The organism is Janthinobacterium sp. GW823-FHT06H09 (assembly GCF_058794735.1).
Genome location: NZ_JBXAHC010000003.1, coordinates 1 through 26,931 on the forward strand (window position 1 = coordinate 1; position 26,931 = coordinate 26,931).

A 26,931-nucleotide genomic window follows, 5' to 3' on the forward strand; every position below is an offset into this window, starting at 1 on the left:
TCGGCAGGCATGTCCGGGTAGGGATAGGGCCATACCTTCCATTCGAACTCCACCCATTGCGGCAGTTCGCGGCCATCCGGCGCGGCACCCATGGTCTTGCCGCCAGTCATGGGATTCTTGTCGGGTCCCAGGGAGCCAGGGGTCGGAAAAAATACGCCGTTCGCCGTTCGCGCGCGCAGCACGTCGACCTTCTTGCCTTTGATGCCGTTGCTGAAGGTCACGATCATGCCGGGGCCGTCCTGTGACCGTATTACAGAGCAGGCAGTGCAGAGGGCGATGGCCGCCAGGAAGCAAATTGCCTGGAGCAGATATGTTTTCATGATGGTGCCTTGCAGGAAGCGTTGAAGGTAGGGGCGGCGGCCACGGCGGCCACGGCGGGCGCGCCGGCCGGTGCTGGTTGCCTGGGGTTTTGGTCATGGCGCAAGCTCGTCGCCACCTTCGCGCAGCATCTTGCAACAGCCCTGCAGCAGCCTCCAGCGAAACTTGATGCCCGTGTCGTACCAGATGAAATACACCCAGAGATCTTTGTCCGGCAGCGCGTTGGGCGCTCTTTGCCTGTTTGACGCCAGCACTTCGTCGATGACGTCTTGCGGCACGCGCGATCGGACGGCGACGCGGGCCGTCTGGATGGGCAGCGAGCGGGACAGGGCATGTACCCCTTCGCTCCAGACTTGCCGCGCTACAAGATCCGCAGGCCTGACAGGGTAGGGATAGGGCCATACCTGCCACTCGAATTCCACCCATTGCGGCAGTTCGCGGCCATCGGGCGCGGCGCCCATGGTGGCTCCGCCGGTCATGGGATTCTTGTCAGGACCTAGTGAACCAGGGGTCGGAAAAAATACGCCGTTCGCCGTTCGCGCACGCAGCACGTCGACCTCTTTTCCTTTGATGCCGTTGCTGAAGGTCACGATCATGCCGGGGCCGTCCTGCGACCGTGTTACAGAGCAGGCTGCACAGAGGGCGATGGCCGCCAGGAAGCAAACTGCCTGGAGCAGATGTTTTTTCATGATGGTGCCTTGCAGGATGCGTTGAAGGTAGGGCCGGCGGCCACGGCGGGCGCGCCGGCCGGTGCTGGTTGCCTGGGGTTTTGGTCATGGCGCAAGCTCGTCGTCGCCTTCGCGCAGCATCTTGCAACAGCCCTGCAGCAGCCTCCAGCGAAACTTGATTCCCGTCTCGTACCAGATGAAATACACCCAGAGATCCTTGTCCGGCAGCGCGTTGGGCGCTCTTTGCCTGTTTGATACCAGCACTTCGTCAATGACGTCTTGCGGCACGCGCGACCGGACGGCGACACGGGCCGTCTGGATGGGCAGTGAGCGGGACATGGCGTGCACGCCGTCACTCCAGACTTGCCGCGCTACAGGATCAGCGGGCATGTCCGGGTAGGGATAGGGCCATACCTTCCATTCGAACTCCACCCATTGCGGCAGTTCGCGGCCATCCGGCGCGGCGCCCATGGTGGCTCCGCCGGTCATGGGATTCTTGTCGGGACCTAGGGAACCAGGGGTCGGAAAAAATACGCCGTTCGCCGTTCGCGCACGCAGCACGTCGACCTTCTTGCCTTTGATGCTGTTACTGAACGTTACGATCATGCCGGGGCCTTGCTGCGACCGTGTTACAGAGCAGGCTGTGCAGAGGGCGATGGCCGCCAGGAAGCAGATCGTCTGAAGCAGATATTTTTGCATGATGGTGCCTTGCAGGAAGCGTTGAAGGTAGGGCCGGCGGCCACGGCAGGCGCGCCGGCCGGTGCTGGTTGCCTGGGGCTTTGGTCATGGCGCAAGCTCGTCGCCACCTTCGCGCAGCATCTTGCAACAGCCCTGCAGCAGCCTCCAGCGAAACTTGATGCCCGTCTCGTACCAGATGAAATACACCCAGAGATCCTTGTCCGACAGCGCGTTGGGTGCTCTTTGCCTGTTTGACGCCAGTACTTCGTCGATGACGTCTTGCGGCACGCGTGACTGGACGGCGACGCGGGCACGTTTGTGCGGCAAAGTCCGGGTCAGCAAGTCCACACGGTCGTTCCATGCCTGTAGGGCGCTTGGCTCTGTTGGTGGAGGCGGTGCTGGATAGGGCCATTCGGTCCATTCGAACTCCACCCATTGCGGCAGTGCGCGGCCATCCGGCGCGGCGCCCATGGTGGCTCCGCCGGTCATGGGATTTTTGTCGGGACCCAGGGAGCCGGGGGTCGGAAAAAACGTGCTGTTCGCCGTTCTCGCACGTACGACGTAGACTTTTTTGCCTTTGATGCCGTTGCTGAAGGTCACGATCATGCCGGGGCCTTGCTGCGAGTGTGGTGCGGCACAGGCAGTGCAGAGGGCGATGGCCGCCAGGAAGCAAATTGCCTGGAGCAGATATGTTTTCATGATGGTGCCTTGCAGGAAGCGTTGAAGGTAGGGGCGGCGGCCACGGCGGCCACGGCGGGCGCGCCGGCCGGTGCTGGTTGCCTGGGGTTTTGGTCATGGCGCAAGCTCGTCGCCGCCTTCGCGCAGCAAGCCACAGCAGCTGCTTTTCAGCTTCCAGCGGAGTTTGATGCCCGTCTCGTACCAGATGAAATACACCCACAGCATCTTGTCCGGCAGCGCCCGCGGCGCTCTTTGCCTGTTCGACGCCAGTACTTCGTCGATGACGTCTTGCGGCACGCGCGACCGGACGGCGACACGGGCCGTCTGGATGGGCAGTGAGCGGGACAGGGCATGCACGCCGTCACTCCAGACTTGCCGCGCTACAGGGTCCGCGGGCCTGACAGGGTAGGGATAGGGCCATACCTGCCACTCGAATTCCACCCATTGCGGCAGTTCGCGGCCATCGGGCGCGGCGCCCATGGTCTTGCCGCCAGTCATGGGATTCTTGTCGGGTCCCAGGGAGCCAGGGGTCGGAAAAAATACGCCGTTCGCCGTTCGCGCACGCAGCACGTCGACCTCTTTTCCTTTGATGCCGTTGCTGAAGGTCACGATCATGCCGGGGCCTTGCTGCGAGTGTGGTGCGGCACAGGCAGTGCAGAGGGCGATGGCCGCCAGGAAGCAAACTGCCTGGAGCAGATATGTTTTCATGATGGTGCCTTGCAGGAAGCGTTGACGATGGGGCCGGTGGTGATGCTTAAGCCATAACTGGCCAGCCAGAGCTTGTATTTGTTCATGTCCACCAGCCCGATATCGGGATTGGCCATCGTGCCGCACTTGTAAGCATCGGGAAAAAAATTGATGAAATCGTTGGTGTCCGAGGTTCGCTTGCCATCGAAGACCGCGTCCGTCTGCGATACTTCCTTGCCGTTTTCATAGCCGACGTATCTGGTGACGGTAATGTCGTCGCTGTTGAACCTGTTGCCGCTCCGGTCATGCAAGATGGGATTAGTGATAATGTCCCATCCATTTTTTTCTAGTTTTTTTTCGCTTATGGCGATTCCCTGTCCCTTCGCCTGTTCAACCATCCACATCAGCGCCACATCGGACAGGTCGCCGGTGCCGAAGCCGCCGCCGATGTCGGAATGGCTACCAATGAACGCCTTTTCGAGGCGGTTCGCCGAACTGGTCTGGCCGGGTCTGTCCATGATGGAGCGCAGATCGAAGTCATCCCCTCCGCCCCGGTGTTCGTTCAGCGCCACGGCGTGCACCGCGTATTTGACGGCGGCCGGTACTGAAAAGAAGTATTGTTTTTCATCTTCATGGAGTATGCCGAGATGCGGCACGGTATCCCACAGGCCTTCAAAGCGCAGATTCAGGCAGCGGCTCTTGCCATCGATGACATAGGCGCCGTTATTTTTCTTAAGGTTGTCGGCAACGACATTGAGAAAAAAGCGTGCCTCTGCTGCACCTCGGCTAAAACCCACCACGTCAATATCCAGGAGACCAGTGTTCGCGCTTTCTTTGATGTAGTCGTTGAGAAAGGTAAGCCCCAGGCTCACGCGCTGGTCGAAGCCTTCGCCCGTAATGGCGCTGCCGGCGTAGGGCATATCCGGGTTGGTGGTGCCGATGCCGGTGATATAAAAAGCCTTTCCATTTTTGATCTGGTCATAGACCTCGTAGAACTTCAGCACATTGGAAATCGAACTGTCCGGCTTCGGATGTTCGCTATTGCCCGTGCCATCAAACGCAAACAGGATCAGCCCGTTCGGATCGACATACTTGAGCGGATTGCCCGCGACATAGGCATAGCTGTTGGCGCCGGCGCGCAGGCCCAGCGGGTCGGGCGTCAGGTAACGGCCCTGGGCCGGGTCGTAATAGCGCTGGTCGTTGTAGTACAAGCCCGTTTCCTGGTCGGCATACTGGCCCGGCAGGCTCAGCTTGAGCTGGAAGGCGTACTGGGTGTTTGTTTTTCTTAACTTGCCAAATGGCGCATATGCGGCTTGCCACACGGGCTTGCCATGGGCGTCGGTAGCCAGCTCGGGCGCCCCCAGATGGTTGTTGTGCAGGAAGGCGATGCTCTCGCCGTGACTGAACCAGGCTTGCCAGATGGCCGAGATGTCGGCCATGGCTTGCGCCAGCGGCCCACGCTGTTCCCGTAATTCGGCGGCGGCGTCGGCCGCCGTGTCGATCAGCGCCAGCGGCTGGCCGGCAAGATAGATGTATTGCCGGCTGACCTTGCCGTCGGCATCGACTTCCGCCAGCAGCTTTCTGTCGTCGTCGTACAGATAATAAGTACGCATCCCGCGCACTTCCTTGGCCATGCGCAGCCCGCGATGGTTGTAGCGGTAGCGCGCCAGCAGGTCCAGGCCCTGATGCACTGCCAGCAGCCGGCCCAGCGCATCCCATGCATAGCGGCGCTGGCCGATGCGCTGCGGCTGGCCGGCCGCGTCGTAGCGGGCGTCTTTCGTATCGCTGGCGCGGACGGTGTTGCGCCGCAGTTCATCCTGGCTGGCGATCTCTTCCTGGCTGATAAGGCGGTTGCCGCCGCTGTCGTAGTGGTAGCGGTCGAAGCTTGCCGCCGTTGACGGGGCCAGGGAGGCCGTTGCCGCTGCAATCAGGCGGTCGTGGGCATCGTAGGCGTAGCTGCTGGCAGCGTCCCTGTCCCTCGTATACAGCAAGTTGCCCTGCACGTCCCACAGGTAGCGGTGATCGAGCAGGGCGGCCGGATCGGGTGGCAGGCCCAACGCGCCAGCCTGAGCGGCGTGCTGCGCATTTTCGGCTGGCAGCGCGGATTCCGGCGCGGCCACGGCCTGGCCGATGCCCAGCACGGCTTGCAACGCCAAGACGGCTTGCTGTCCGGATTGGTCCCCCCGCGCGTTGCGGTAGACGATGCGCGCCAGCGCCCCTTCCTTGCTGCGCTGGTAAAGGGCCTCGATGCCGTTGCCATAGGTGTAGCGCTTGAGTCCCATCACGTCGCGCTCCAGGTCCTTGACGATGCTTGTCCCTGGCAGCAGCCAGCGCAGCCAGGGACTGTGGACGCGTTGGCGCTCAAGCGCGACTACTTGCTGCTGGCCGTTGCGCCGGTATTCGAGCATGCTGCCGTCCGGCAAGCTGATGCCGCTCAGCTGCCCCAGGCTGTCGTAGCGGTAACGGGTGTGATAGCTGGCCTGCCTGCCGCCGTGGAGCGTGATGATGACGGTCTTGACGGACAGGCGCCCATGCGCGTCGTGGCTGTAGCGCTCGGATTGTTGCGGGTGATCGATGGCGACCAGGTGTGCGCCCGCGTAGCGCCAGGTGGTGACGGTCTGGCGCTGGCCGGCCGGAGTGCCGACATCGGTGATGACCTGGCGCACGATGCGCCCGGCGCCATCGTAGGCGTAGCTGGCCTGGTTCCCCATGGCGTCGGTGCCCGCTATCAGCCTGCCGGCGGCGTCGAATTGCCGGCGTGTCATGCCGCTGTCGGGGCTGATGGTGGCGATGACCTGGCCGAAATCATCGCGCAGATAGCGGGTGGTGGCGCCGTTTGGCGCTGTCACGGCAATGGGCTGACCGTCGATATCGCGTTCGAAGCGGGTTTCCGTGTTTTGTCCCAATGCCTCCGGCGTGTTCGCCCACTGCGTCACGCCGACGATATTGCCCATGGCGTCATGCCGCAAACGCGTAACGCGCCCCAGCGCATCGGCCACCGTATCAGGCAGGCCGCGTGCGTTCCACCTGATCGTCGAGCGCGCGCCATTCGCATCGGTCATGGCCAGCAGATGGCCCAACGGGTCGTAGCGGTAGCCAAGGGTTTGCTTGATGGTACTCGATTGCGTGGTGGTGTCGAGCAGGCGGTTTTCCGTGTCGTAGCGATGGCGCGTCACGATGCCCAGGTGTGAGGCGTTCCAGATGCGGCGGCCGGCGGCGTCGTAACCCAGGCGGGCAAGCGACTGCTGGCCTGCCTGGTCGCTGTATGCGATTTCGAGCGGATTACCCAGACCGTCGTAGCGCGCCGCATACGTCGCGCCGTCGCGCGTCTGGCGCATTAACTGGCCGCGCGGCGTGTAGGCGTACTGCGTGATCTGACCGAGCGCATCGGAGATGGTGGCGATGCGGCCGGCGCCGTCATAGGTGAACGCGCGCTTGAGATTGCCAGGCGCGATGATGGCGGTCAGGGGGACGTCGCTTGTTCCATGCTCGTCATACCGCGCCAGCTTGCCCGCGTTGCTCTTGTCCGCCGGCTGGCCATATTCAAACACGGTGACATCGGAGTCCAGCGGCGTGCCCGTCTTGCCGTTGGGCAGGGGGCCGTCGGTACGGGTCAGCAGGCTGTGGCCGGCGATGATGGCGTACTGGTAACTGGTGGTGCGCGCGATGGCGGCCGTTGCCTGCTGGCCGTCGTGGCCTGGCACCCAGCCCGTCTGCGTCACGCGCAGGACCTGGCCCATGGCGTTGTAATCGATGCGCGTTTGCCGCTCCTTGCCCGGCACGACGCTGGGGCGGGCGATCAGCGTGGGCGCGGGATCGTCGCCCGCGTATTCCAGGCGTAGCCGCCATTGCGCGATGCCCCGCTTGCCGTGCTGGTATGTCACGCTGCCGGCGCGGACGGTGCGGCCCAGCGGATCCAGTTCGCGCCAGTTGGCACTGACGGGCTCGCCCTTGTCGTCCAGGCGGGTCGTTTCCAGCAGTTGCCCCAGCTTGTCGTAGGCGTAGCGCACATTGCTTTCGCCGCAGCTGGCGCAGCCGGCGCCGCGTACTTCCAGCAGGCGCTGCTGGCCCCCGACGATGGCGTGGCGGTAGACGGTGCGCTGGCCCAGGCTGTTGGTGAGCACGGTTTTTCCCCCCTCGCTGGTATCGAGCGTGACCTTGCCGACATTGCCGGCATGCGTGCTGAGGTTGGCGCGGCCGTTGCTGTCGTAGCCGAAGGTGGCGTAGCGCGTGGCCACGGGCGGGCCGCCGGCGCTGCCGGTTTCGATGCTGATGCCCGTCAGCAGCCAGGGCAGGCGCGGGTCTTCGTGGTGGTAGCGGCGGCTGACAGCGGGCTGCGCCTTGTCGCCCGCCGGCAAGTGCACGCGCAGCAGGTTGGCCAGCAGGATGCGCCGCTCGAAGGACAGTGCTCCCGGTGCCGGCGCGCCGCCGTAGTCGTAGGAAAAGCGTCCCACGGGGCTGTCGATGTGTTGCACGCCGCGAAATTGCGTGCCGGCCCTGGCGCCTGCCGAGGTGGGCGCCAGGTAGCGCAGGTGCAGGCTGCGGCCTTGCGGGTCGGTCACTTGCACCAGCAGATGGTTGTCGTCATACAGCAGCCTGAGCATTTCGCCCGTGGCGGCCGTGATGCTGTCGAGCTTGCCCAAGGTATTGAAATGCAGGCGGCGCCCGTCGGGCAGGGTCCAGGTGTAGTCGCTGGCGCCGTTGGCCTGGGGCGCCAGCGTCAGGCGGCCGTAGGCCGGCAGCGCCGTGCTGCACAGGTCCGGATGCCGTCGATCGCGGTCAAAGATGACGCGGGCGCCGTCGGCCTGCAGTATCTGGATGCGGCCATCCTTGTCGATCAGTTCGGTTTCATACGACAGTTTCCATTCGCGTCCCATGGGACCGTTGGGGCTGCCTGGCTTGCTGTAGGCGCTGTTGTAGTGACGTACGATTTCCACTCCCAGCACGCCGGGCAGGGCGGGCAAGTCTTCCTCGCGCTGGTATTTATTGCCGGTGATGACGTTGATGGGATTGCCCGCGCCCGCATCGGGACCGCCGCTGCCGCCCACGCCGGCGACGGCGCCGCTGCAGGGGGACGGGGGGCCGCCCGGTTCGGGGCCGCAGGCGCGCGCGGGCAAGGTAAAAGATAGCATGCAGGATAACAAGAACCAGGCCGGCAGGCTGATACTGCGGGGACGCAGACGATGAATATATAGAGATGGCAACATGGTTTACCTCAGCTCGGTTCGCAGCAGACGATGGAGCACGGTTCCGGCACGCAATGCCGCGGGTCCGTGAACGGGTTGCAAGGGGGCGGCGTCACGGGCGGATCGGTGCAACTGAGGTTGTCGCACGCGGGCGGCGGCAGGTCTGTGACGGGCGGGTTGCCGGGGTTGACGGGCGCTCCGCCGTTGCCCGGCCCCGGCGTGGAAACGGGGCTGTTGCCCTCGATGGCGTCGGACTGCATGTGTACGGTGACGTGCGTGACCACGGGTATGCGGCCGCTGGCCAGCAGTTTGGTATGAAAGGCGTCCGTGTGCGGGTCCAGCCATTTCAGGTAGGTGGCATACAGGTTCTTGACCAGGGGAACTTTTGGCAGGTAGCCATGCGTGATGCGCAGCTTGATGAGGTTGGCGTCCTGGATGGTTTGGCCGGAAGTGGCGCCCACTTTCTGCTCCTTCAGGCTCTGGCCGCTGTACGGGATGACGCGGCGGTTGCCCGTATGCAGCGCGATTTGCCTGTGCACGTCGTTCCAGTCATCAAAACTTTGCCGGGTCGGGTTGAGCAGCTCGATGCTGGCGTTACCGGTGCCGTTGGCGCCGAGGTCTGCGTTCGCTTTGGCCAGCGAAGCAGCGAGCTGGGCTGGCGTCTGGCCGCCGCCGTACAGGGGGATCAGCGCGCGCGCGTACGCCGCGTAGGCGCTGCTGACGCTGGCATGGGCGACGGCCCCTTCGCGCGCGGCCATGAAGGCCGCGTAGTTGATTTGTGTCCTGGCAAAAAACAACATGCCGTATTGCAGGATCGACAGCCCGAGCAGGGTGATGATGGGGCCGACCACGGTAAATTCGATCATCGCCGAGCCGCGCTGGGTCTTGTCCCGCGTGCCGGCCACCGTTGCGGGCGCAGCTTCCAGCCGTGGATGCTGCAGGCGGTCGCCAGGACGAATGTGCAGGGCCGCGATGGCGCCGGCGGCCAGTTCCAGCGTGTGCGCCGTGCGCGGCGCACGCCAGCCGAGGCCGCCGAAGCTGGCGCGCCACGGGCGCAGGCCGGCGGCGCAGCGGGTGACGACGCCGTGGCGGTCCAGGTAGACCACGTCGATGGGGTAGCGCATGCAGGCTGCATGCACGCTGGCGCAGCGCGTGATCAGCAAACCTTGCGCGCCATGCAGCGGCGCGGCCAGCATCAGGCCGCGCAGGCGCGTGAGAAAGCTGTCCGCCAGGCGCAGTTCCAGCGCGTGCGCACCGCTGGCCGTGTGCAGGATGCTGGAATGGCGTGTGGGCATGGCAGCTCCTTATAGGCCCGACTGCATGAATTGCACGACGATGGGAAAGAACAGGACGATGAAGGTGCAGGGAAAGATGAAGGCGATGAGGGGAAACAGCAGCTTGACGGGCGCTTCCATGGCCAGTTTTTCGGCGCGCAGAAAGCGCTCGGAGCGCCGCTGATCCGCTTGTGCCCGCAGCACGGGTCCCAGGTTCATGCCCATGCGTTCAGCCTGGATCAGCGCCGTGACGAAATTGGTCACGGCCGGTTCCTGCACCCGTTCGATCATGGCGCGCAGCGCGTCGGCACGCGCCTTGCCGCTACGCACATCGCGCAGCACGCGCTTGATTTCGTCGCACAGCGCGCCTTTCGGCCCTTTCAGCGCAGCCTGTTGCAGCGCGCCCTGCAGATTGAGTCCCGCTTCCACGCACAGGGTGATGAGGTCGAGGTAAAAGGGCAGGGACTTGTTCAGCGCGCTCCTGCGCAGCGCCATGCGGTCGCGCAGCCAGATACCCGGGTAGCACCAGCCGGATCCGGCGCCGGCAAGCCCTGCCTGCCAGTAGCGGGCGGCGCCGACGCCGCTGCGGCTGCCCTGGCCCAGCGAATCGAGCACCCAGCACGAAAAGGCGGCGACGATCAGCGCGCACAGCAGCCGCGCCGCGACGAATTGCGAGGGGCTGAGACTGTAGTCCAGGCCCGCCTTGCGCAAGCGCACGGGCAGCGAGGCCGTGGGCGCCCTGGCAATGAAAGGGCGCAGCGCATGGCCGCCCCAGTGGATGGGCCACCACAGCAGGCGGAAGGCGAGGGGCGGCGCATCCTTGTAGCTGCGGTCCTCGGCCGGGATGGCGGCCACCGTCCTGGCCAGCAAAGTCGCCAGCAGCGCCATGGCCAGGCCGGACAGCATGGCCAGGGCAGTGATGGTGAGTTCGATGCGGGTGGGAGACATGGCGGCGCCTAGACATCGATGGCGACGATGCGCCGGATGACGTGGATGCCCAGCACTTCCAGGGTGGCGATGACGGCCAGCGCCCCCCAGCCCATGCGCGTGTGCCACAGCTGGTCCATCGCCTGCGGCTCCATGTGGTCGAGCACGAGCATCAGGGTGACGGGCAAGAGGCCGACTATCCACGCCTGCAACTTGCCCTGCGACGTCAGCGCGCGGATCTTGCCTTCGATGTGCAATCGGTTGCGCACCGTGCTGGCCGTGCGTTCGAGCATTTCCGCCAGCCCGCCGCCCGTTTCCGTGGCGATGCGCATGGCCGACACCACGAGGATCGTGGTCTGGGTGGGAATGCGCCGCACCAGGCCGTTCAAGCTTTGCTCCAGGGTCACGCCCAGGCGCTGCTCGCGCAGCAGCAGGGTAAATTCCTGGCCCAGCGGCGCCTGCGCCTCGATGACCAGCTGCGACATGGCCAGGTTCAGGCTCAGGCCCGCGCGCAGGGCACCGGCCAGCATCATCAGCGCTTCCGGCAACTGCTCTTCGAACTTGCGCAGGCGCCGCCGGCGCAGCCAGGCATACACGGCGCGCGGCAGCAGGGCCAGGCCGAGGAAGGCCAGGGCGGCCACCAGCATGCTGCCGCTGGCCAGCCCGGCGATGATGGCGCCCAGGGTCATGGTGGCCGCGTGGGCCAGGAAGATGCGCGCGGGATCGACGAACAGGAAGAATTCGCGCACCTGGAAACGCGTGCGTTCCGTGAAGTGGGCGCGGTAGCGCAGCATGGTGGCGATACCGATGTCGATCACCAGCCAGGCGAGGATGGCCGCCGCCAGGGCGGCGATGGCGGTGATGAACAGCAGCATGTGGGCGGCGTTCATGGCGCTGTTCATGTCGCCTCCCGCTGGCGGAAGATCGTCGTGTCGAGCGGCTGGCCCTGGCTGCGCAAGGCTTCGTAAAAGCCCGGCAGCAGGTCGCAGCCGCTGAAATAGCCGCGTACGGTAGCGCCTTCGCCTTCGCCTTGGCTTTCGCCAGCGCCGCCGTAGCCGAGGTGGACGAAACGGAACAGTTCCTGCATCTGGAACTTGCCGCTTTCCATGCCCGTGATTTCCGTGATGCTGCTGACCAGGCGCGTGCCGCAGGCAAAGCGCGTCTGCTGCACGATCAGGTGGATGGCGGAGGCGACCTGGTCGCGGATGGCGGACAGGGGCAATTCCATACCGGCCATCAAGACCATGGTTTCCAGGCGCGCCAGGGCGTCGCGCGGGCTGTTGGCGTGCAGGGTGGTCAGCGAACCGTCGTGGCCCGTGTTCATCGCCTGCAGCATGTCGAGCGCCTCGCCGCCCCGGCATTCGCCGACGACGATGCGGTCGGGGCGCATGCGCAGGGTGTTGCGCACCAGTTCGCGGATGGAAACGGCGCCCTTGCCCTCGACATTGGCGGGGCGCGCCTCCAGGCTGACCCAGTGTTCATGGTGCAGTTGCAGCTCGGCCGCGTCTTCCACCGTGATGATGCGCTCGCCCGCGAGAATGAAGTTGGACAGGATGTTGAGCAAGGTCGTCTTGCCGGAACCGGTGCCGCCCGAGACGACGATATTCTTGCGCGCCGCCACGCACACTTGCAGGAAAGCGGCCATGTCGGCGCTGAGGGCGCCCAGTTGCACGAGATTGTCCGCCGTCATCTTGTATCTGGCGAACTTGCGGATCGTCAATGCCGGGCCTTTCAGGGCCAGCGGCGCGATGATGGCGTTGACGCGCGAGCCATCCTTCAGGCGCGCGTCGACCATGGGCGAGGATTCATCGATGCGCCTGCCCAGCGGCGCGACGATGCGCTCGATGACGCCCAGCACGGCCCGTTCGCTGGTAAACGTCAGCGGATGCCTTTCCAGCTTGCCGTCGCGCTCGATATAAATCCGGTCGAACTGGTTGACCATGATTTCCGTGACGCCTGCATCGTCGAGCAATTCCTCCAGCGGCCCCAGGCCCACGGCTTCGTCGAGCACTTGCCTGGCCAGCAGTTCATAGTCGAGTTCCTCGGGGATCTCGGCCCGCTGCGCCCGCATGATGTCGTGGATGTAGCGCCGCGCTTCCGCGCGCAATTGCTCATCGCTCATTTTCGATACGTCGTGGCGGCGCAAATCCATGGTTTCGAGCAAGATCGCGTGCAGGCGCTGACGCCATTCGAATTCCAGCTGCTGGCGTGCCTGCGGCGCCAGGATGATGGCAAAGTCCTCTTCCGGCGCGGCGCCGTCGCCCGCTTGCCGCTGCATGTGCTGCTGCATTTTTTCCGCCGCCAGGCGCGAGGCGTGGATTTCCGCCGTGGCGCGCTGGTTGCGCGTGGCGGCGCTGCTCGAGCGCGAGTGGAAAGCGGCCGCCTGCACGGGCCGTGCCGTGCCGGCCAGTTCCTGCACCTGCAACCTGTAGGGGCCGATGGCGATCACGTCGCCAGGCGCCAGCGGGCCATGCTGGCTGCGGATGCGCACGCCGTTGACGCTGGTGCCGGCATAGGAGCCCATGTCTTCCAGCAACACGCCGGAAGGCGTCCTGAGCAGGCGCGCGTGTTCCTTGCCGATGCGCCAGCTGTCGAGCCAGATGTCGTTGCTGGTCTTGCTGCCGACCATGCAGTCGTCGGGCACGCTCATTTGCCTGGCGCTGCCGTCGGGGTGGAGGATGTCGACCTGGAACATGATGGCCTTCATTGCGCCGGCACGGACGGCGGCGCCTGGTTGAAGCGGGCCGCATCCGCGCCGGGCTGCAAGGCGTCGCTGAGGTGGGGCGGCTGGCCCAGCTGCTGCTCCAGCCGTTGCGTGACGCTGCGCACCCGGTCCGCCAGGCCGGCGCTGCGGCTGTCGACGATGCTGGGCGTGACGAATACCACCAGCTCCGTTTCCTTGTTCTGGTAGCGCTTCGAGCGGAACAGAGTGCCCAGGATGGGGATGTCGCCCAGCAGGGGCACCTTGTCGACGTCGCTGCTGCTATTGCGTTGCAGCAGTCCGGCAAGGACGATGGTTTCGCCCTGCCGCACATTGAACTCCGTACGCGTGCGCCGCGTCAGCAGGGCCGGGCCGCTGCTGGTGGACAGCGAGGCGTCGATGGAACTGACTTCCGACTCGATGACGGCGCGGATGACGCCATTGCTGCCCACCTTGGGTTCGATGTCGAGCTTGATGCCGTAGGGCTTGAACTGTACCGTCACGCCGTTGACGGAGGCGACGGAATACGGAATCTCGCCGCCGGCCAGGAAGCTGGCCTTGTAGCCGCTGCGCGTCGACAATTGGGGCTCGGCAAGGATGCTGGCAGTGCCATTTTGTTGTAGTGCAAGTAACTGCGCGTTCAGCCCCAGGTTGATGGCGCTGAGGATGGTGAGGTTCGAGGGCAGGGGCACGAAACCGCCGTTGCCGCCATTCGGCACGGTGATCGGCGGCGCATTGGCCTCGCCCGTGCGCACGTTGATCGCATAGCGGCCCGCATCGCCGCGGCTGGACGGCGCCCAGATGCCGCCGATGGCCGCGCCGCCCGTGGCGCTCCATTTCAGGCCCAGCTCGCGCAGTTCCGTGCGGGGGAACTCGACCACCTTGACGTCCATCATGACCATCTGTTCCCAGCCGATGGGGCTGGTGAAATTGACGATTTGCGGATAGCGCCTGGCCAGTTCCGCCACCTTGTCGCGGTCCGCGTCGGACAATTCATCGCCTTCGACGACGACCTTGTCGCCCACCACGCTGGCCTTCGCTTTCGGGATGGCCGACAAAAAGCTGGCGATATCGCGCGCATAGCGGCGCATGTCGAGCGGCAGCACCGTGACTTTTACGCGCTGGTAGCGGCCATCCTGGTGCCAGACGAACAACGAGGAGTTGCCGGCGCCGTTGGCGAAAATGATGACATCCCTGTCGTCGAGCGCGTTGGCGGTGATGACCTGGCCATTGCCCACGGCAATGCGCGCCACGCCCGGCGTGGGGAAGACGCGTGATTCGCCCAGGTACAGCTCCAGTTCGGGCTCCGATTCGGCATCGTCCTGATTGGCGATGGGCTGGTAGCGCGCTGCCGCGCTGCTGGTATTGGCGGTCTTTGGCATGCTGCCGGCCCTGGCTGCGAGCGGCGCCTTGCCTTCGATCACGCCCTGGGACGCCGTTTGGGCGCGGGCGCAGGCCGGTGCCGCCAGGCTTGCGCCCAGCACGAGCGTTACGCAAAGGGCTGACAGCAGGGTGAGGAAGTAGCGTTTCATGGGACTGTGTCCATACAAAGGGCGTGCGGTGGCTTGCGCGCTGGCGCAAGGCAGGCTGTCGCCGGTACGCCTCAGGGCGGCGCGGCGGCAGCGTTGATGAGCGGAATGGGCGGTGGGGCGGCCACTGGCGCTGGCGGCATTGCCACTGGCGGATCGGTACCGCTGCGATGCCCCTGCAGGCGCAGGGCGTCGGGCGGCGCCGGCATGCCGCTGCCGCCATACAGCACGGGGATGCCGCGCCGCTGCGGCAGGGGAAGGCTATCCGGCCGGGCGCCGAACAGCAACGACAGGTCATAGTCTTGCTGGCCGGGCGCGGCCTTGTCCGCCGGATTGCGCAGCAAGGCCGTCAGCTTGCCGCTTTCGCGCGCGATGATGAGGTTACGCGCTTGCGCGGGCGTGGTGTCGAGGGTGACGGTGGCAAATTGCGCGGCCTCGCCGTTTTTCGCGTCATCCACCGAGCGCTGGCCCGTGGCCATGACTTGCATGCTTTGCAACAGCGGCAGCACGACCTTCCTGCCGTTCTGGTCGATGGTCAGCATCAGGTCGATCAGGTCGCCTGGTTCCAGCATGCCGGAGATCGAATTGATTTCATCGACCACCACCGTGATGGCGCGCCGCCCCGCCGCCAGGCGCGCGGAAAAGGTGGGCACGCGCTTGCCCGCCATCTGGCTCCACATGATCATTTCGCCCGCCTTGACGGGAAACGCGATGGCGTTGCCGGCGATACGCTCGAAATCGCCCGGCTGCACGGCGCCCGAGTGGGCATATTCGACGGGAATCTTGCGCACGGCCGCGTTGTCGTTCGACAAGATCGTGTTTTGCGCCAGATCCGTCTTGGCGACGACGACGCTGAGCGTCTGATGCACATTGCGCGCCTCGATTTCGGCCACCCGGGAGCTGAGGAAGCTGCGCGTGGCGACGGCGGCGAGCAGGCCGATGGCGAGTGCGGCGCCCAGTACCACCCAGGTCTTGTTGATCTTCGAAAACGGGGGAAAGGGAATTTTCATGATGCTCAACCGGGCAGGGAAATGGCGTAGCTGAAGTCCTGGTACACGGACTTGAAGGCGGCCAGCAGTTGCCTGAGCACGCTGGTCTCGCCGCTCATGCCCACGCCCAGGGCGATGGCCAGCGCGGCGCAGACGATGGCGTACTCGACGCTGGATTGGCCCTCTTGCGGCCGGCGGCGGAAGCGGGGCCTCATCTGGCGGACTCCAGGCGCGTGATGGTGTTCAGGGCGATGGCCGTGTGGCCCTGGCTGTCGCGGTAAATCACCGCGAGCGCTTCACTGGCGGAGGTCTTGAAAAACAGCGAGGTGGCGCCGCCGGGCGCACTGGCAGCCGAGTCCGCATGCTCGAGCGTGTAGCCTTGCGCTTCGAGGGCGCGCCGCAAGTGACGGACATTGCTCTCGACGCCCATGGCGTTGCTGACAGTGAGCAACTCGGCGCGGCGCGGGCCATCCACCGAACGCGTTTGCGTCAGCAAGCGCGAGCCGGCAGGAAAGCGCGACAGCAGCCTGTCCGTGGCGCTATCGTGCGGCCCCGGCGCGGCGCCCAGGTGGCTGACGGCAAGCAGGCCGCGCGTACCGCTTCCCGCTGGCTGCAGCTGCACCGTGGCGTAAAATTCGCCCAGCGCCCGTCCCAGCACCAGCGTGCCGTCCCGCGTGTGTTCCGCCAGCGGTTGTCCCAGGCTGGCGCGGAACAGCGCCGCCACCTGGGCCGGCGTCCTGGCGGACAGCACGCCGCGCACGTGCAGCGGCAGGCCATTGACGCGCATCTCGCCACCCGTGGCAAAGGTTTCAATGCCGGCGGGAACAGCGATCACGGGCCAGGCTGTCGGCGCCGACACAGCGGCACTGCAGGGCAGCAACAGCGCCAGTGCCGTGCCTGATAGGCGCCGAAGATATTGTTTTGCTGTCATTTCTGCAATCTCCCCTGATGCGGATAAGGTGGATGGCGCAGTGCCTACCTGAGTCGGTCGGGCGGCACGACATCGCGCCAGAAGTCGAGCTGCCCCAGCTTTGGACCTTGGATGTGCCCCATTTCCACCAGGGTCACGCTGGCATTGACCACGCCCGCCGCATCGCGCAGCGCCGTGGCGGGAACCAGCAGCTTGCTGTCGAGACGGGACTGCACCTGGGCCGGTCCCCCGGCTGCCCAGCCATCGATGGCGACGCTCGTATGGCGGTGGATGGCCAGCTCGAGGCTGTCAAACGGCTGATAGGCGACGATGCCTGACGGCAACCTGGCTAGGCGCACGCTGACGTTGCCCCGGTAAATGCCGCGGCTTGGCAAGCCCAGTTCGTCCGCGGTGTGCAGGCCTGCGGAGGTGCCCGGCAAGCCGTTGAAAGGTGCGCCGTCGCTGGCGGGCGTGAAAGCGCCGGCATGGCTGGCCGCGTTGCCGGGGCCAAAACTGACGGCCACGTCGCTGTCGAAGTCCGCGATCAGGGCGATGCCGGCAGGCCCGCGCCAGAACAGGTTCTGGTGCGCGAGAAAATTACCGGCCGTATCGCCCGTCTTGATGGGGGCGTCCGCATTGCTGAAAAAGCGCCGTCGCACTTCGCCGGCCAAGGCTGTCGGCGGCTTCCAGGCACTCTGCGCATCGTTGTGCGTGATCGCCTCGAAGGTGACGTAGCGGCTGGCCATGCCGGCCTGCGTGGCGATGTCCTGGTATTTGGCGATGAGGGGCAGCAGCAGGTACAGCGGCAATAGGGCGGCGGCGAGCACGAGAAACTCCGTCAGCGCCTGACCGCGGTCGTGCCTGGGGCGAAAGCTGTGCCGTTTCATGGCCGGTTCTCCGGGCGCGTGATGCGAAAGCCGCCCTCGAGGTAGGGCGCGAAAACGGCGTTCGGCACCAGGGTATCGAGCATGGCCTGCGTGGCGCGCAGCTCGATGCCGTTGGGCGAGCTCATTTCCAAGGTCATGCCGGACATGCCTGCTTCGCCGATGGCGTCCAGCGAGGAAAAGGAGCCGCCGCGCGACACGCAGTTCTTGCCTTCCGGGTCGAGCGGATTGGGCCGGACCTCGCATTCCAGGCCGAGGATGACCTTGCGTTCGCCCATGCCCGCCTGCGGGTGCGCTTGCATGGCGGCAGCGAATGCGGCCATGGCCGGGCTGCCGGCCGCCAGGCGCACGATGTCGGCCTTTTGCGCCGCCGTCATCGGCGGCTGGCGGCGCGGCGGCGCGGCGCGCGCCTGCCCCGTGGCATCGCAATGACCGTGCGCCGTCTTTGCCAGCAAATCGACTTCGCAGGTCCCCAGGCTCGATGACAGGCTGGCCTTGCTGGTGCGCGTTTCCATCAGACTGCAATCGCGGGGATCGATGGCATAGGACAGGCCGGCGGCGTACACGATGCTGCGGTTGACGGCAGCATAGGTGTCCAGACGCATGCTGATGACATGTTCGGGCCAGGCGTGTGGCGGCTTCGAGGCGATGCCCCGTTCGCTGTTGCGCTGGACGCAAGCCTGTACTTCCGCGTGCAGGCGGGCCAGGCCGGCCGCGTCGCCGGGCTTGCCGTTCAGGTAGCCGCGCGCGCTGACCAGGTGCACCTTGACGGTGGCGTCGCGCGCCGCCAGCGCTTCGTGGACCATGGGCATTTGACGCACGGCATCTTCGGCCTGCGTGCTGGCCCTGGCCGGCAGCAGGATGCAAAGCACGAGCAACAAGGACAGGCCAAACGGCTTCATCGCGCGCCTCCCATTGCTGTGGCGGCCGCCAGATCGGCCGCCGAGGTCGGCACGAGGCGCACTTGCCAATAAGGGTTGAACAGGCTGGCCAATTCCTTCATGCCATCGTCGCGCCCGCTTGGCCGTTCGAAATACACTTGCGCGGAGGACACTGCCGCCAGCACGTCGTGGGACGGCTTGCCGTCGATGAGGGCCAGGCGGCCGCCCGGCTTGATGCCGGAGCTGCCATCGGATGTCCTGAGCTGGTCTTTCGCCCGCGTCAGGCGGATGGCGAAGGTCAGGCGCGGCTGCGGGTCCGTCGACGCGTAGGCCAGGGCCGGCACGGCGATGTCGTAAAAGGTGGGCAAACCGCTGTAATGCCAGTCGCTGCTGCTGGCCAGGGCGCTGGCGCGGGGATTGCCAGGGCGCGACTGGCCGTAAGCGGCGCCGCTGTCGTCGGGCTTGCCGTGGGCCGCCGCCTGCGTGCCGTAGCCGAGCGGCATTTCATCGTCGTCGCAGGTGGGCAGGCGAAACAGGCCGTGCGTATGCCAGGACCAGTGGTGCAGCGACGCCGTGTCCATGGCTTTCCATTCGTCGAAGTCGACGAGCTCCGTACCGCCGCGCCGGCGGAACTCCGCCTTGTTGCCCAACAGGCAAGGCAGGTGATTGGCCGAGGTCCAGGAGCGCTGCCGGACGAAGGCATCGCGCTGGGCGGCCGCGAGCGCCGCCTGCTTGAAGCGGCCCCGTTCGGCGCCCGCATACGCGCGGATGAAGCTGCTTCCCTCGAACTGCGTGAACGTATCGGTGATGGGCATGCTGTCGACATGTACGCTGCCGTCGCCCGCATAGTTGGCGTCGGCCACCTGCTGCATCAGCGTTTTACGGGCAGGCAGGATGGTGGCCGCCATGTTCGCCTGTGCCCCCTGCAGGACGGCCTTGGCCGCTTCGGAGGCCAGCACGCTGGCCTGCGCTACTTGCTGCGCCACCTGGTCGACGGCTTGCGCGGTATTCCTGGCGGTAGGCAAGCTGAGCAGGTAGCAGACGGGGATGTAATCGATCAGCAGCAGCGCCGCCGGCACGGAGTAATAGCTGCGGCAGTTGAGGGGCGTGACGTTTTCCGTATGTTTGACGACATGGGCGGACCACGCGGCGATGCTGACGGCTTGCGCGATCATGACCTCGTTGGCCATCAGCGCGCGGTTGGTGTAGGCGTCGAAATTGAGGGCGCGCGCCTGCATGACAGCGGCGCTGTAGGCGACGGCGTCGGCCGTATTGACGAGCTTGGTTTTTTCCGCCGTGAGCTGGCCCGTATTGAAAACGAAGAGCAGGGCGGCCAGGCCGCCCATGAGAACGACGATGCCATAGATGAGCGCCTGGCCTTGCTGGCGGCGTTGCGCGAAGGGGGGCAGGCGGACTGCCTGTAGCGGTGTCATGATGATGTGGATGAGGCGCTCATTGGCTCGCTGGCGGCGTCAGCCTAGTCCTGCTTGCCGGTGGTGGCCTGGTCGCCGTACGTGGACAGGCTGTTCTTCGCCGTGTCCTTGGCGGCGGTCTCGGCCTTAGTGGCGGCCCCGCCGGCCTTGGCGATGGCGGCTGTGCCGTTCTTGCCCGACACCTCCATGGCGATGCCGGCCGTCTGGTTGCGTATGGTGGCGCCGAACAATTGATATACGCCGATGGCGGCGACGGCGATCAGGGCCACGATGACGATGTATTCCGTCATGCCCTGTCCCAATTGTTGCCGCATTGACTTGATTTTCCGCATAGCAGGTTTCATTTGAAATACCTTTCAGTTGAGAAAAGACAAACAATGGATGAATAAAAGAAGCAAGCACGCTCATCGTATGGCTGTTTTAATAAGCTGGCTTAATCGACATCAAGCCGACTGAGGATTTACGGGGAAGTGGGGCGGGATTGGCAGGCGTGCGCTGATAAAACAACAGACAATATTGCCAACTGAACGATGCACAGGAGGCGCCATGTCGGACATTATCGAACTGTTGCAATGGCCCGCCATGGCCGCTTCGCTGCTGGCGGCCTGGCTGGTGGGCTCGCGCATGGCCGCGCGGCGCCTTGCCGGGTTCTGGGTTTTCCTGTTCAGCAACGTGCTGTGGGTGTGCTGGGGCTGGCAAGACGAAGCCTGGGCCTTGATCGTGCTGAACGTTTGCCTGGCGCTGACGAATGTGCGCGGCATCGTCAAGAACGAGGGACCGTGACGTCGCTTCCACTTGAATATTGTCAATATGGAATGTTTTTTCGAGGCGGCATACATGCCGTGCCGCTGCCCCGCATCCATTTCAAGGCGGAAAATGGCCATTCTGGCCCGGTAGTTCCGGATATTTGCTGTCTTATATAAGATTCGTCGCCATCGGATACACAAACAGCGGCAGGACAGTCTAAAATACGCGGTGGGCAAGCACGGCGTCACCGCCGGCACACTAGCCGTCCAAAGCAAGGCTAACCGTCCTGTGTTTGGAATGAAGAAAGTTAACCACCAGGCATCACCGCATACAAGGGAATGAACATGGCAACACAAAAATCCAAAATCATCTACACGCTGACTGACGAGGCGCCGCTGCTCGCGACGTATTCCCTGCTGCCGATTATCAAAAAATTCACCGCGCCGGCTGGCGTGGACGTGGTGTCCAGCGATATTTCGGTGGCGGCACGTGTACTGGCTGAATTTCCCGAATTCCTGACGGACGCGCAAAAAGTCCCGAATACCCTGGCTGAACTGGGCAAATTGACCCAGAATCCGGACACCAACATCATCAAGCTGCCGAACATCAGCGCCTCGCAAGGTCAGTTGATCGCTTGCGTGCGCGAACTGCAAGGCCGTGGCTACAAGCTGCCCGACTATCCGGAAGATGCGAAGACCGAAGAAGAAAAAGCCTTGAAGGCCCGCTACGGCAAATGCATCGGCAGCTCGGTCAATCCGGTGCTGCGTGAAGGCAATTCCGACCGCCGCGCACCGAAAGCCGTCAAAGAGTATGCGCGCAAGCACCCGCACTCGATGGGCGAGTGGAGCCAATCGTCGCAAACCCACGTCTCGCACATGCACCATGGCGACTTCTACCATGGCGAAAAATCGCTGACCCTGGAAAAAGCGCGCGATGTCAAGATGGAACTGGTCACAGCCTCGGGCAAGACCATCGTGCTGAAACCGAAGGTTTCCCTGCAAGCGGGCGAGATCATCGACAGCATGTTCATGAGCAAGAAAGCACTGCTGGAGTTCTACGAGAAGGAAATCGACGACGCCTTCAAGACGGGCGTGATGTTCTCGCTGCACGTCAAGGCCACCATGATGAAGGTCTCGCACCCGATCGTCTTCGGCCACTGCGTGCGCATCTTCTACAAGGACGCGTTCGCCAAGCACGCGGAACTGTTCGACAAGCTGGGCGTGAATGTCAACAATGGCATGAGCAACCTGTACGACAAGATCGACACGTTGCCAGCGTCGCAAAAGGATGAAATCCTCAAGGACCTGCACGCCTGCCACGCGCATCGTCCGGAACTGGCCATGGTCGATTCGGCCAAGGGCATCACCAACTTCCATTCGCCGAACGACATCATCGTCGACGCGTCGATGCCGGCCATGATCCGTATCGGCGGCAAGATGTGGGGTGCCGACGGCCGTCCGAAAGACGTCAAGGCAGTCATGCCGGAATCGACTTTCGCACGCATCTACCAGGAAATGATCGGCTTCTGCAAATGGCATGGCAACTTCGATCCGAAGACCATGGGCACCGTGCCGAACGTGGGCCTGATGGCGCAGCAAGCGGAAGAATACGGTTCGCACGACAAGACCTTTGAAGTGCCTGAAGGCGGCACCGCCAACATCACCGACCTGGAAACGGGCGAAGTGCTGCTGACGCAAACGGTGGAAGAGGGCGATATCTGGCGCATGTGCCAGGTCAAGGACGCGCCGATCCGCGACTGGGTCAAGCTGGCCGTCACGCGCGCGCGCAACTCGGGCATGCCTGCCGTGTTCTGGCTCGATTCCTATCGTCCGCACGAGAACGAAGTCATCAAGAAGGTACAGGTTTACCTGAAGGAGCACGACACCAAGGGCCTGGACATCCAGATCATGTCGCAGACGCGCGCCATGCGCTACACGCTGGAACGCGCCTTCCGCGGCCTGGACACCATTTCCGTAACCGGCAACATCCTGCGCGACTACCTGACCGATCTGTTCCCGATCCTGGAACTGGGCACGTCCGCCAAGATGCTGTCGATCGTGCCATTGATGGCCGGTGGCGGCATGTACGAAACGGGCGCCGGCGGTTCGGCACCGAAACACGTCAAGCAGCTGGTGGAAGAAAACCATCTGCGCTGGGATTCGCTGGGCGAGTTCCTGGCGCTGGCCGTGTCGCTGGAAGACATGGGCATCAAGACGGGCAATGCGAAGGCCAAGATCCTCGCGAAAACCCTGGACGAAGCCACCGGCAAATTGCTGGACAACAACAAGTCGCCATCGCCACGCACCGGCGAGCTGGACAACCGCGGCAGCCATTTCTACCTTGCCATGTACTGGGCGCAAGCCCTGGCAGCGCAGAAGGATGATGCGGAACTGGCGGCGCACTTTGCGCCAGTGGCAAAAGCCCTGGCGGACAACGAAGAAAAGATCGTTGCCGAGCTGAAAGCAGTGCAAGGCAAGGAAACGGATATCGGCGGTTACTACCTGCCGGATCCCGCGAAGACGGAAGCGGTCATGCGTCCTAGCGCCAGCCTGAATGCCGTGCTCGACACCATCTGATGCAGTCCTGACAGGCAGTAAGTTCTTTACTGCCTGACAAAAAAAACGCCGCCGGAAGCGATTCCGGCGGCGTTTTTCATTTTCCCTGCATCTTACTGGCCCTGCATCTTACTGGTAGTGCTTGTAAACACTGGTGCTGCCATTGCTCTTGACCAGCAAGACGTCGTATGCATCCTTGCGCGGCCCTTCCATGCCTGGCGAGCCCATCGGCATTGCCGGCACGGCCAGGCCCTTCGCCTTGGGTTTTTCGCGCAGCAGCTGCTTGATGTCGCTGGCCGGCACATGGCCTTCGATGGCGTAGCCGTTGACGAGGCCCGTGTGGCAGGAGCCGAGCGCGTCGGGAATGCCGGCCAGCTTGCGGTATTGCGCCGGCATCTCGACGTTTTTCGCGCGCACCGTGAAACCGTTCGCTTCCAGGTGCTTGATCCATTCGGAACAGCAGCCGCACGAGGCGCTCTTGTAGACTTCAATGACGGGCAGGGCCGCCATGGCGAACGTGGGCAAGCCCAGCATGGCGGCGAAGGCGCCGCGCAGTATGTAATGTTTGATCATGTGTCGCTTTCAGACGGAATAGGGCTATCGTGGCCACCGCAGTGGCCTGCTTGGGACGAGCTTGGAATTTAAGCGGAAAGCGGCCGCGGGGGCCGGCGCGGGCCGTCGGGAATGAATCCCGGCAGCAAGGTGGCAGTGGTCAGGGCCGCATGTTCCGCGCCGTTGACGGGCGCGGCAGGCAGGGCGAGGCCGGGCGGCATCAGTGCGCCCAGGCAAAAGAGGGAACAGGCGCCGCACGCGGCATGCTTGGCAGGGGTCTTGTTTTCTTCCGACGTGCCGGCGCTGTCCGTGATGGCGGATGACTGCGCGGCGTGATGCTGGCAAGCCGCTGCCATCGCGGCGGCAGGCGATGCCGCAAGCGGCGCGCACGCCCGCATGGCGCCCGCAGCGGCCGCCTGCAGCGGCACCGCCGCGATCAGCAGCAGGATCAGCCATGTTTTGAAGAGTCTCAGCATTGCCGGAAAGTATAGCATGCGGGTACTGTCGCCAGGGCAGGCTAGCGCGAGGCGGCGGCAAGCATCTTCGATGCATACATGGCCCGGTCCGCATGGCGCAACAGCAGTTGCATGGTATCGCCGTCTTCCGGATAGTGGGCCACGCCGATGCTGACGGTGATCCGCAATTGCTGTCCGTTACCCAGGTGCAGCGGCGCGGCCAGGGCCGCGTGGATCTTTTGCTCGATCAGGCTGACATCGGCCGGTGTGACATTGCTTTCCAGGAGCACGACGAATTCATCGCCGCCCATCCTGGCCAAGGTGTCGGTTTCGCGCATGCAATCGCGCAGGCGGTTCGCCACCGTTTGCAGCAGCAGGTCGCCACAGGCATGGCCGTGGTCATCGTTGACGCGCTTGAAGTTGTTCAAGTCCAGGAACAGCAGCGACAGCCGGCCTTCCTGGCGGTGTGCGCGGGCGAACGCCGTGTGCAGGCGGTCGTGGAACAGGCGGCGGTTCGGCAAACGGGTCAGTTCATCGTGCATGGCCATGAACTGCATTTGCGTCTGCAACTGCCGGCGCTCGATGGCGGTCGCTAGTTGCTTTGCGACAAATTGCAGCAAATCCTGGTCTTGTGCCGTCCCGATGACGGCATCCTGGCCGCCTTGCAAGGCCAGCGCGCCGATGCTGCCCATCGAGGAATACAGGGGCACGGCAAGCCAGCACGAGGACAGGGCGCCAGCCGCCGTTTGCAGCGCCGGCGGCAGGCCGGCCAGTTGTCCCGCCTGCAGCAGCAAGGGGCGGCCGCTGCGCAGGACTTCGTCGCACAGCAGGCTGGCCAGGGACGGCGTCGGCTGCGGCGCGCTGTCGCCGGCATGGCAGGTCATCAAAGGCTGTGCGCCGTGTTCGTCCTGCAGCAGCAAGGTCAGGCTGCGCGCAGGCAAGTGCTCGCCGATGATGTGCTGTATGCGGTACAGCAAGGCGGGCAAGTCCTGCGTCGCCTGCATGGCTTCGGAAATGGCGTACAGCGCTGCCTGTTTTGCCTGCGCCTGTTTCAGCAAGGTGATGTCGCGCGCCACGGCCACGCGCAGCTGGTCGGCGGCGGACCAGCGGGCCGACCACATGATGTGGGCCAGGCTGCCATCCTTGCGCAGGTAGCGGTTTTCAAAGTGCGTCTGCGCATGCCCATCCATGATGGCGCGCGCGGCGGCCAGGGTGCGGGCGCGGTCGGCGGGGGCGACCATGTCGAGCATGAGCTTGCCGATCATTTCCTGCTGCGTGTAGCCGAAGATGCGTTCGCAAGCGGCGCTGACGAACACGAAGCGCCCGTCCACGTCAACCATGCACACGGCATCAAGCAGCAAATCGGTGAAACTGGCGACCGGCGCGCTAATCATATGTTTCATATGCCCACCATTCTAGTGGACATTGCCGATCGATATTGAAATTGTTGTTTTTAGAAAACAAAGAGCATTGATCATGGTTTGTCGGGCCGGCAGCGGCGGCATGCTGATGCTTGTCGTTGCGGGGAAGGTATCCGGTCAAAAAGTCGCATTCAGACGCAGGAGCGCAGCCTGGGGCAGGCGATGGCCAGGCGCTTACAACACCTGACAAAACCGTAGCGAGCGGAAGGAAGTTGCGGTTGAGAAGCGCAACTGTACGAAGTACGGGGCCGCCGAGGCAGTGAGCATCGCAGACCGCAAATTACGACGCGCAGTAGGTTTTGATAGGTGTTAGTCGCTGACGACAAACGCGCCCTGGTCGAGTTGATCCAGCGTGACGATGGTGCTGCTGCCCTGCGCGCCGCTGGCCTGGCTGAGCCGTGCATGCAGCTGGGTCAGATAGTCGGCGCGGCAGCGGCGCAGCACGTAATCGCGGAAGTTATCCTGTTCCAAGGCGTGCCAGGCGCGTTCGCGTCCTTGCGCCGAGCGCTTGCCGGCCAGCTCGATCAGCGCGGGCGTGATGTTGGCGTCGCCGCGGCTCAGGCGCGCGTAGCCGTAGCGGTCCATATACGGGCCGGTGAGCGTTTCGATGAGGTTGATGTCATCGTCCGATAGCTGCTGCCTGAATTTGTCGATGTTGGTCGCGATCGGTGCATGGCAGTTGGCCGACCAGAGCGATGACAACTGCGCGATTTGCCGCGCCTCCGCCGCCGCGGCCACGTCCAGCATTTGCGGCAGGAAGGCGATGCCGAGAAAATCACATACCGTTTCCAGCGTCTCTTGTTGCCGCGACAGGAAATCTTCATAGCGTATCGTCAGCACGCGCCGCGGATAGCGTTGCACGACATGGTCGGCTGCCGCATGGGCGGCCAGCCAGGTCCTGGCATTGAGCAGCGTGTCGAAATCGTGGATGATGGCGCGGTTCATCGACGCCACTTGCGCGCGCGGATCGCGCACCACGTTCAGGAACAGCATGTCGGGATATAGCCGTACGATGTCGTCGGCGTAGTGCACGCTGTCGAGCGACTTGTCCATCACCACCTGCGCCTGGCGGCGTTCGCCCGCGCGCAGCAGCAGCTCCCACGCCACGCGGTGGATGCTGCGCGGCTGGCCGCGCAGCGTCTCGAACACTTCCACCGGATCGAAGACGACCCCCGGCCACTTGACCATGCTGGCCGCCGCCAGGCCCACCACATCGACCACCAGGCGAAAGTAGGCGCGGTCATCGCGCAAGTCGCCGTACAGGGGCAGCAGCGGCATCATGTCAACCAGGTGCAGTGGATACGGCGAATAAAACTGCGGCGACAGGTTCAGGCGCAGGCGCAGGGCATGGCTGCCGCAGCGGCGCAAGGGGATCATCATGACGGGGCGCGGGCGCGCGCCTTGGCCGGGATGGTGGCTGCTGATCATCTCATCATTCCTCGAAAAGGTGGCCGCGCG

24 protein-coding genes are annotated in these 26,931 nt (G+C 64.4%); 2 read left to right on the forward strand and 22 right to left on the reverse strand.

Translation table 11 applies throughout. The features are described 5' to 3' along the window. The 18 genes from AC1Q6X_RS04735 to AC1Q6X_RS04820 form a co-directional block, all read right to left on the reverse strand. On the reverse strand, positions 1 to 320 hold a 320-nt coding region (locus AC1Q6X_RS04735; RefSeq protein ID WP_492495409.1), incomplete at its 3' end, for a hypothetical protein. 93 nt (positions 321 to 413) lie between these two features. Then, a complete protein-coding gene (locus AC1Q6X_RS04740) occupies positions 414 to 1,007 on the reverse strand; it encodes a hypothetical protein (protein WP_070300236.1) in 594 nt (197 codons plus the stop codon). An 84-nt stretch (positions 1,008 to 1,091) separates the two neighbouring features. Next, complete coding sequence (locus AC1Q6X_RS04745; protein ID WP_492495411.1) at positions 1,092 to 1,685, reverse strand: hypothetical protein; 594 nt, start codon at positions 1,683 to 1,685, stop codon at positions 1,092 to 1,094. An 84-nt stretch (positions 1,686 to 1,769) separates the two neighbouring features. Continuing rightward, entirely contained in the window at positions 1,770 to 2,363 is a 594-nt protein-coding gene (locus tag AC1Q6X_RS04750) for a hypothetical protein (RefSeq protein ID WP_492495413.1), read from the reverse strand. Positions 2,364 to 2,456: 93 nt separating this feature from the next. After that, positions 2,457 to 3,050, reverse strand: coding sequence for a hypothetical protein (locus AC1Q6X_RS04755; protein WP_492495415.1), 594 nt, complete (start codon positions 3,048 to 3,050; stop codon positions 2,457 to 2,459). After that, positions 3,047 to 8,161 carry a phospholipase effector Tle1 domain-containing protein gene (locus tag AC1Q6X_RS04760; protein WP_492495417.1) on the reverse strand — a complete coding sequence of 1,705 codons (5,115 nt, stop codon included), beginning with the start codon at positions 8,159 to 8,161 and terminating at the stop codon, positions 3,047 to 3,049. The genes AC1Q6X_RS04755 and AC1Q6X_RS04760 overlap by 4 nt, the downstream gene beginning before the upstream one ends. Before the next feature lie 83 nt (positions 8,162 to 8,244). Then, positions 8,245 to 9,510: a DUF192 domain-containing protein gene (locus AC1Q6X_RS04765; protein WP_492495419.1), complete on the reverse strand. Its 1,266-nt coding sequence runs from the start codon at positions 9,508 to 9,510 to the stop codon at positions 8,245 to 8,247. Between the two features lie 9 nt (positions 9,511 to 9,519). Then, positions 9,520 to 10,437, reverse strand: coding sequence for a type II secretion system F family protein (locus AC1Q6X_RS04770; RefSeq protein WP_492495421.1), 918 nt, complete (start codon positions 10,435 to 10,437; stop codon positions 9,520 to 9,522). Between the two features lie 8 nt (positions 10,438 to 10,445). Beyond that, positions 10,446 to 11,318: a type II secretion system F family protein gene (locus tag AC1Q6X_RS04775; RefSeq protein ID WP_492495423.1), complete on the reverse strand. Its 873-nt coding sequence runs from the start codon at positions 11,316 to 11,318 to the stop codon at positions 10,446 to 10,448. Beyond that, a complete protein-coding gene (locus AC1Q6X_RS04780; RefSeq protein ID WP_492496052.1) occupies positions 11,315 to 13,111 on the reverse strand; it encodes a TadA family conjugal transfer-associated ATPase in 1,797 nt (598 codons plus the stop codon). Before AC1Q6X_RS04780 ends, AC1Q6X_RS04775 begins: the two co-directional genes overlap by 4 nt. Before the next feature lie 8 nt (positions 13,112 to 13,119). Then, complete coding sequence (locus tag AC1Q6X_RS04785; RefSeq protein ID WP_492495425.1) at positions 13,120 to 14,649, reverse strand: type II and III secretion system protein family protein; 1,530 nt, start codon at positions 14,647 to 14,649, stop codon at positions 13,120 to 13,122. A 71-nt stretch (positions 14,650 to 14,720) separates the two neighbouring features. Then, the gene (gene cpaB, locus AC1Q6X_RS04790) at positions 14,721 to 15,656 is read right to left on the reverse strand and encodes a Flp pilus assembly protein CpaB (RefSeq protein ID WP_492401110.1); all 936 of its coding nucleotides are present in this window, start codon (positions 15,654 to 15,656) and stop codon (positions 14,721 to 14,723) included. Positions 15,657 to 15,661: 5 nt separating this feature from the next. Further along, complete coding sequence (locus tag AC1Q6X_RS04795) at positions 15,662 to 15,850, reverse strand: Flp family type IVb pilin (RefSeq protein WP_070291499.1); 189 nt, start codon at positions 15,848 to 15,850, stop codon at positions 15,662 to 15,664. Beyond that, a complete protein-coding gene (locus AC1Q6X_RS04800) occupies positions 15,847 to 16,494 on the reverse strand; it encodes a hypothetical protein (protein WP_139143145.1) in 648 nt (215 codons plus the stop codon). Before AC1Q6X_RS04800 ends, AC1Q6X_RS04795 begins: the two co-directional genes overlap by 4 nt. Before the next feature lie 116 nt (positions 16,495 to 16,610). Next, entirely contained in the window at positions 16,611 to 17,432 is an 822-nt protein-coding gene (locus tag AC1Q6X_RS04805; RefSeq protein WP_492495428.1) for a hypothetical protein, read from the reverse strand. Beyond that, positions 17,429 to 18,331, reverse strand: coding sequence for a hypothetical protein (locus tag AC1Q6X_RS04810; protein ID WP_492495430.1), 903 nt, complete (start codon positions 18,329 to 18,331; stop codon positions 17,429 to 17,431). Before AC1Q6X_RS04810 ends, AC1Q6X_RS04805 begins: the two co-directional genes overlap by 4 nt. Next, a complete protein-coding gene (locus AC1Q6X_RS04815; RefSeq protein WP_492495432.1) occupies positions 18,328 to 19,743 on the reverse strand; it encodes a pilus assembly protein TadG-related protein in 1,416 nt (471 codons plus the stop codon). Before AC1Q6X_RS04815 ends, AC1Q6X_RS04810 begins: the two co-directional genes overlap by 4 nt. 44 nt (positions 19,744 to 19,787) lie before the next feature. Next, positions 19,788 to 20,057, reverse strand: coding sequence for a Flp family type IVb pilin (locus AC1Q6X_RS04820; protein WP_219136898.1), 270 nt, complete (start codon positions 20,055 to 20,057; stop codon positions 19,788 to 19,790). Between the two features lie 232 nt (positions 20,058 to 20,289). On the opposite strand from AC1Q6X_RS04820, the gene AC1Q6X_RS04825 reads away from it, so the two are divergent. Beyond that, positions 20,290 to 20,526 (forward strand): hypothetical protein, encoded by a 237-nt coding sequence (locus AC1Q6X_RS04825; protein WP_070218524.1) that lies wholly within the window; start codon positions 20,290 to 20,292, stop codon positions 20,524 to 20,526. A gap of 308 nt (positions 20,527 to 20,834) precedes the next feature. Further along, entirely contained in the window at positions 20,835 to 23,066 is a 2,232-nt protein-coding gene (locus tag AC1Q6X_RS04830) for an NADP-dependent isocitrate dehydrogenase (protein WP_070218577.1), read from the forward strand. A 108-nt stretch (positions 23,067 to 23,174) separates the two neighbouring features. Here the strand turns inward: AC1Q6X_RS04830 and AC1Q6X_RS04835 are convergent, their stop codons facing one another. The 4 genes from AC1Q6X_RS04835 to AC1Q6X_RS04850 form a co-directional block, all read right to left on the reverse strand. Continuing rightward, positions 23,175 to 23,618: a DUF411 domain-containing protein gene (locus AC1Q6X_RS04835; protein WP_070218523.1), complete on the reverse strand. Its 444-nt coding sequence runs from the start codon at positions 23,616 to 23,618 to the stop codon at positions 23,175 to 23,177. Positions 23,619 to 23,686: 68 nt separating this feature from the next. Then, positions 23,687 to 24,073 (reverse strand): hypothetical protein, encoded by a 387-nt coding sequence (locus AC1Q6X_RS04840; protein ID WP_492495435.1) that lies wholly within the window; start codon positions 24,071 to 24,073, stop codon positions 23,687 to 23,689. Between the two features lie 41 nt (positions 24,074 to 24,114). Continuing rightward, complete coding sequence (locus AC1Q6X_RS04845; protein ID WP_492495437.1) at positions 24,115 to 25,455, reverse strand: sensor domain-containing protein; 1,341 nt, start codon at positions 25,453 to 25,455, stop codon at positions 24,115 to 24,117. A gap of 327 nt (positions 25,456 to 25,782) precedes the next feature. Further along, on the reverse strand, positions 25,783 to 26,901 hold the full coding sequence (locus AC1Q6X_RS04850; RefSeq protein WP_492495439.1) for a sulfotransferase family protein: 1,119 nt from the start codon (positions 26,899 to 26,901) through the stop codon (positions 25,783 to 25,785). Between the last annotated feature and the right edge of the window lie 30 nt (positions 26,902 to 26,931).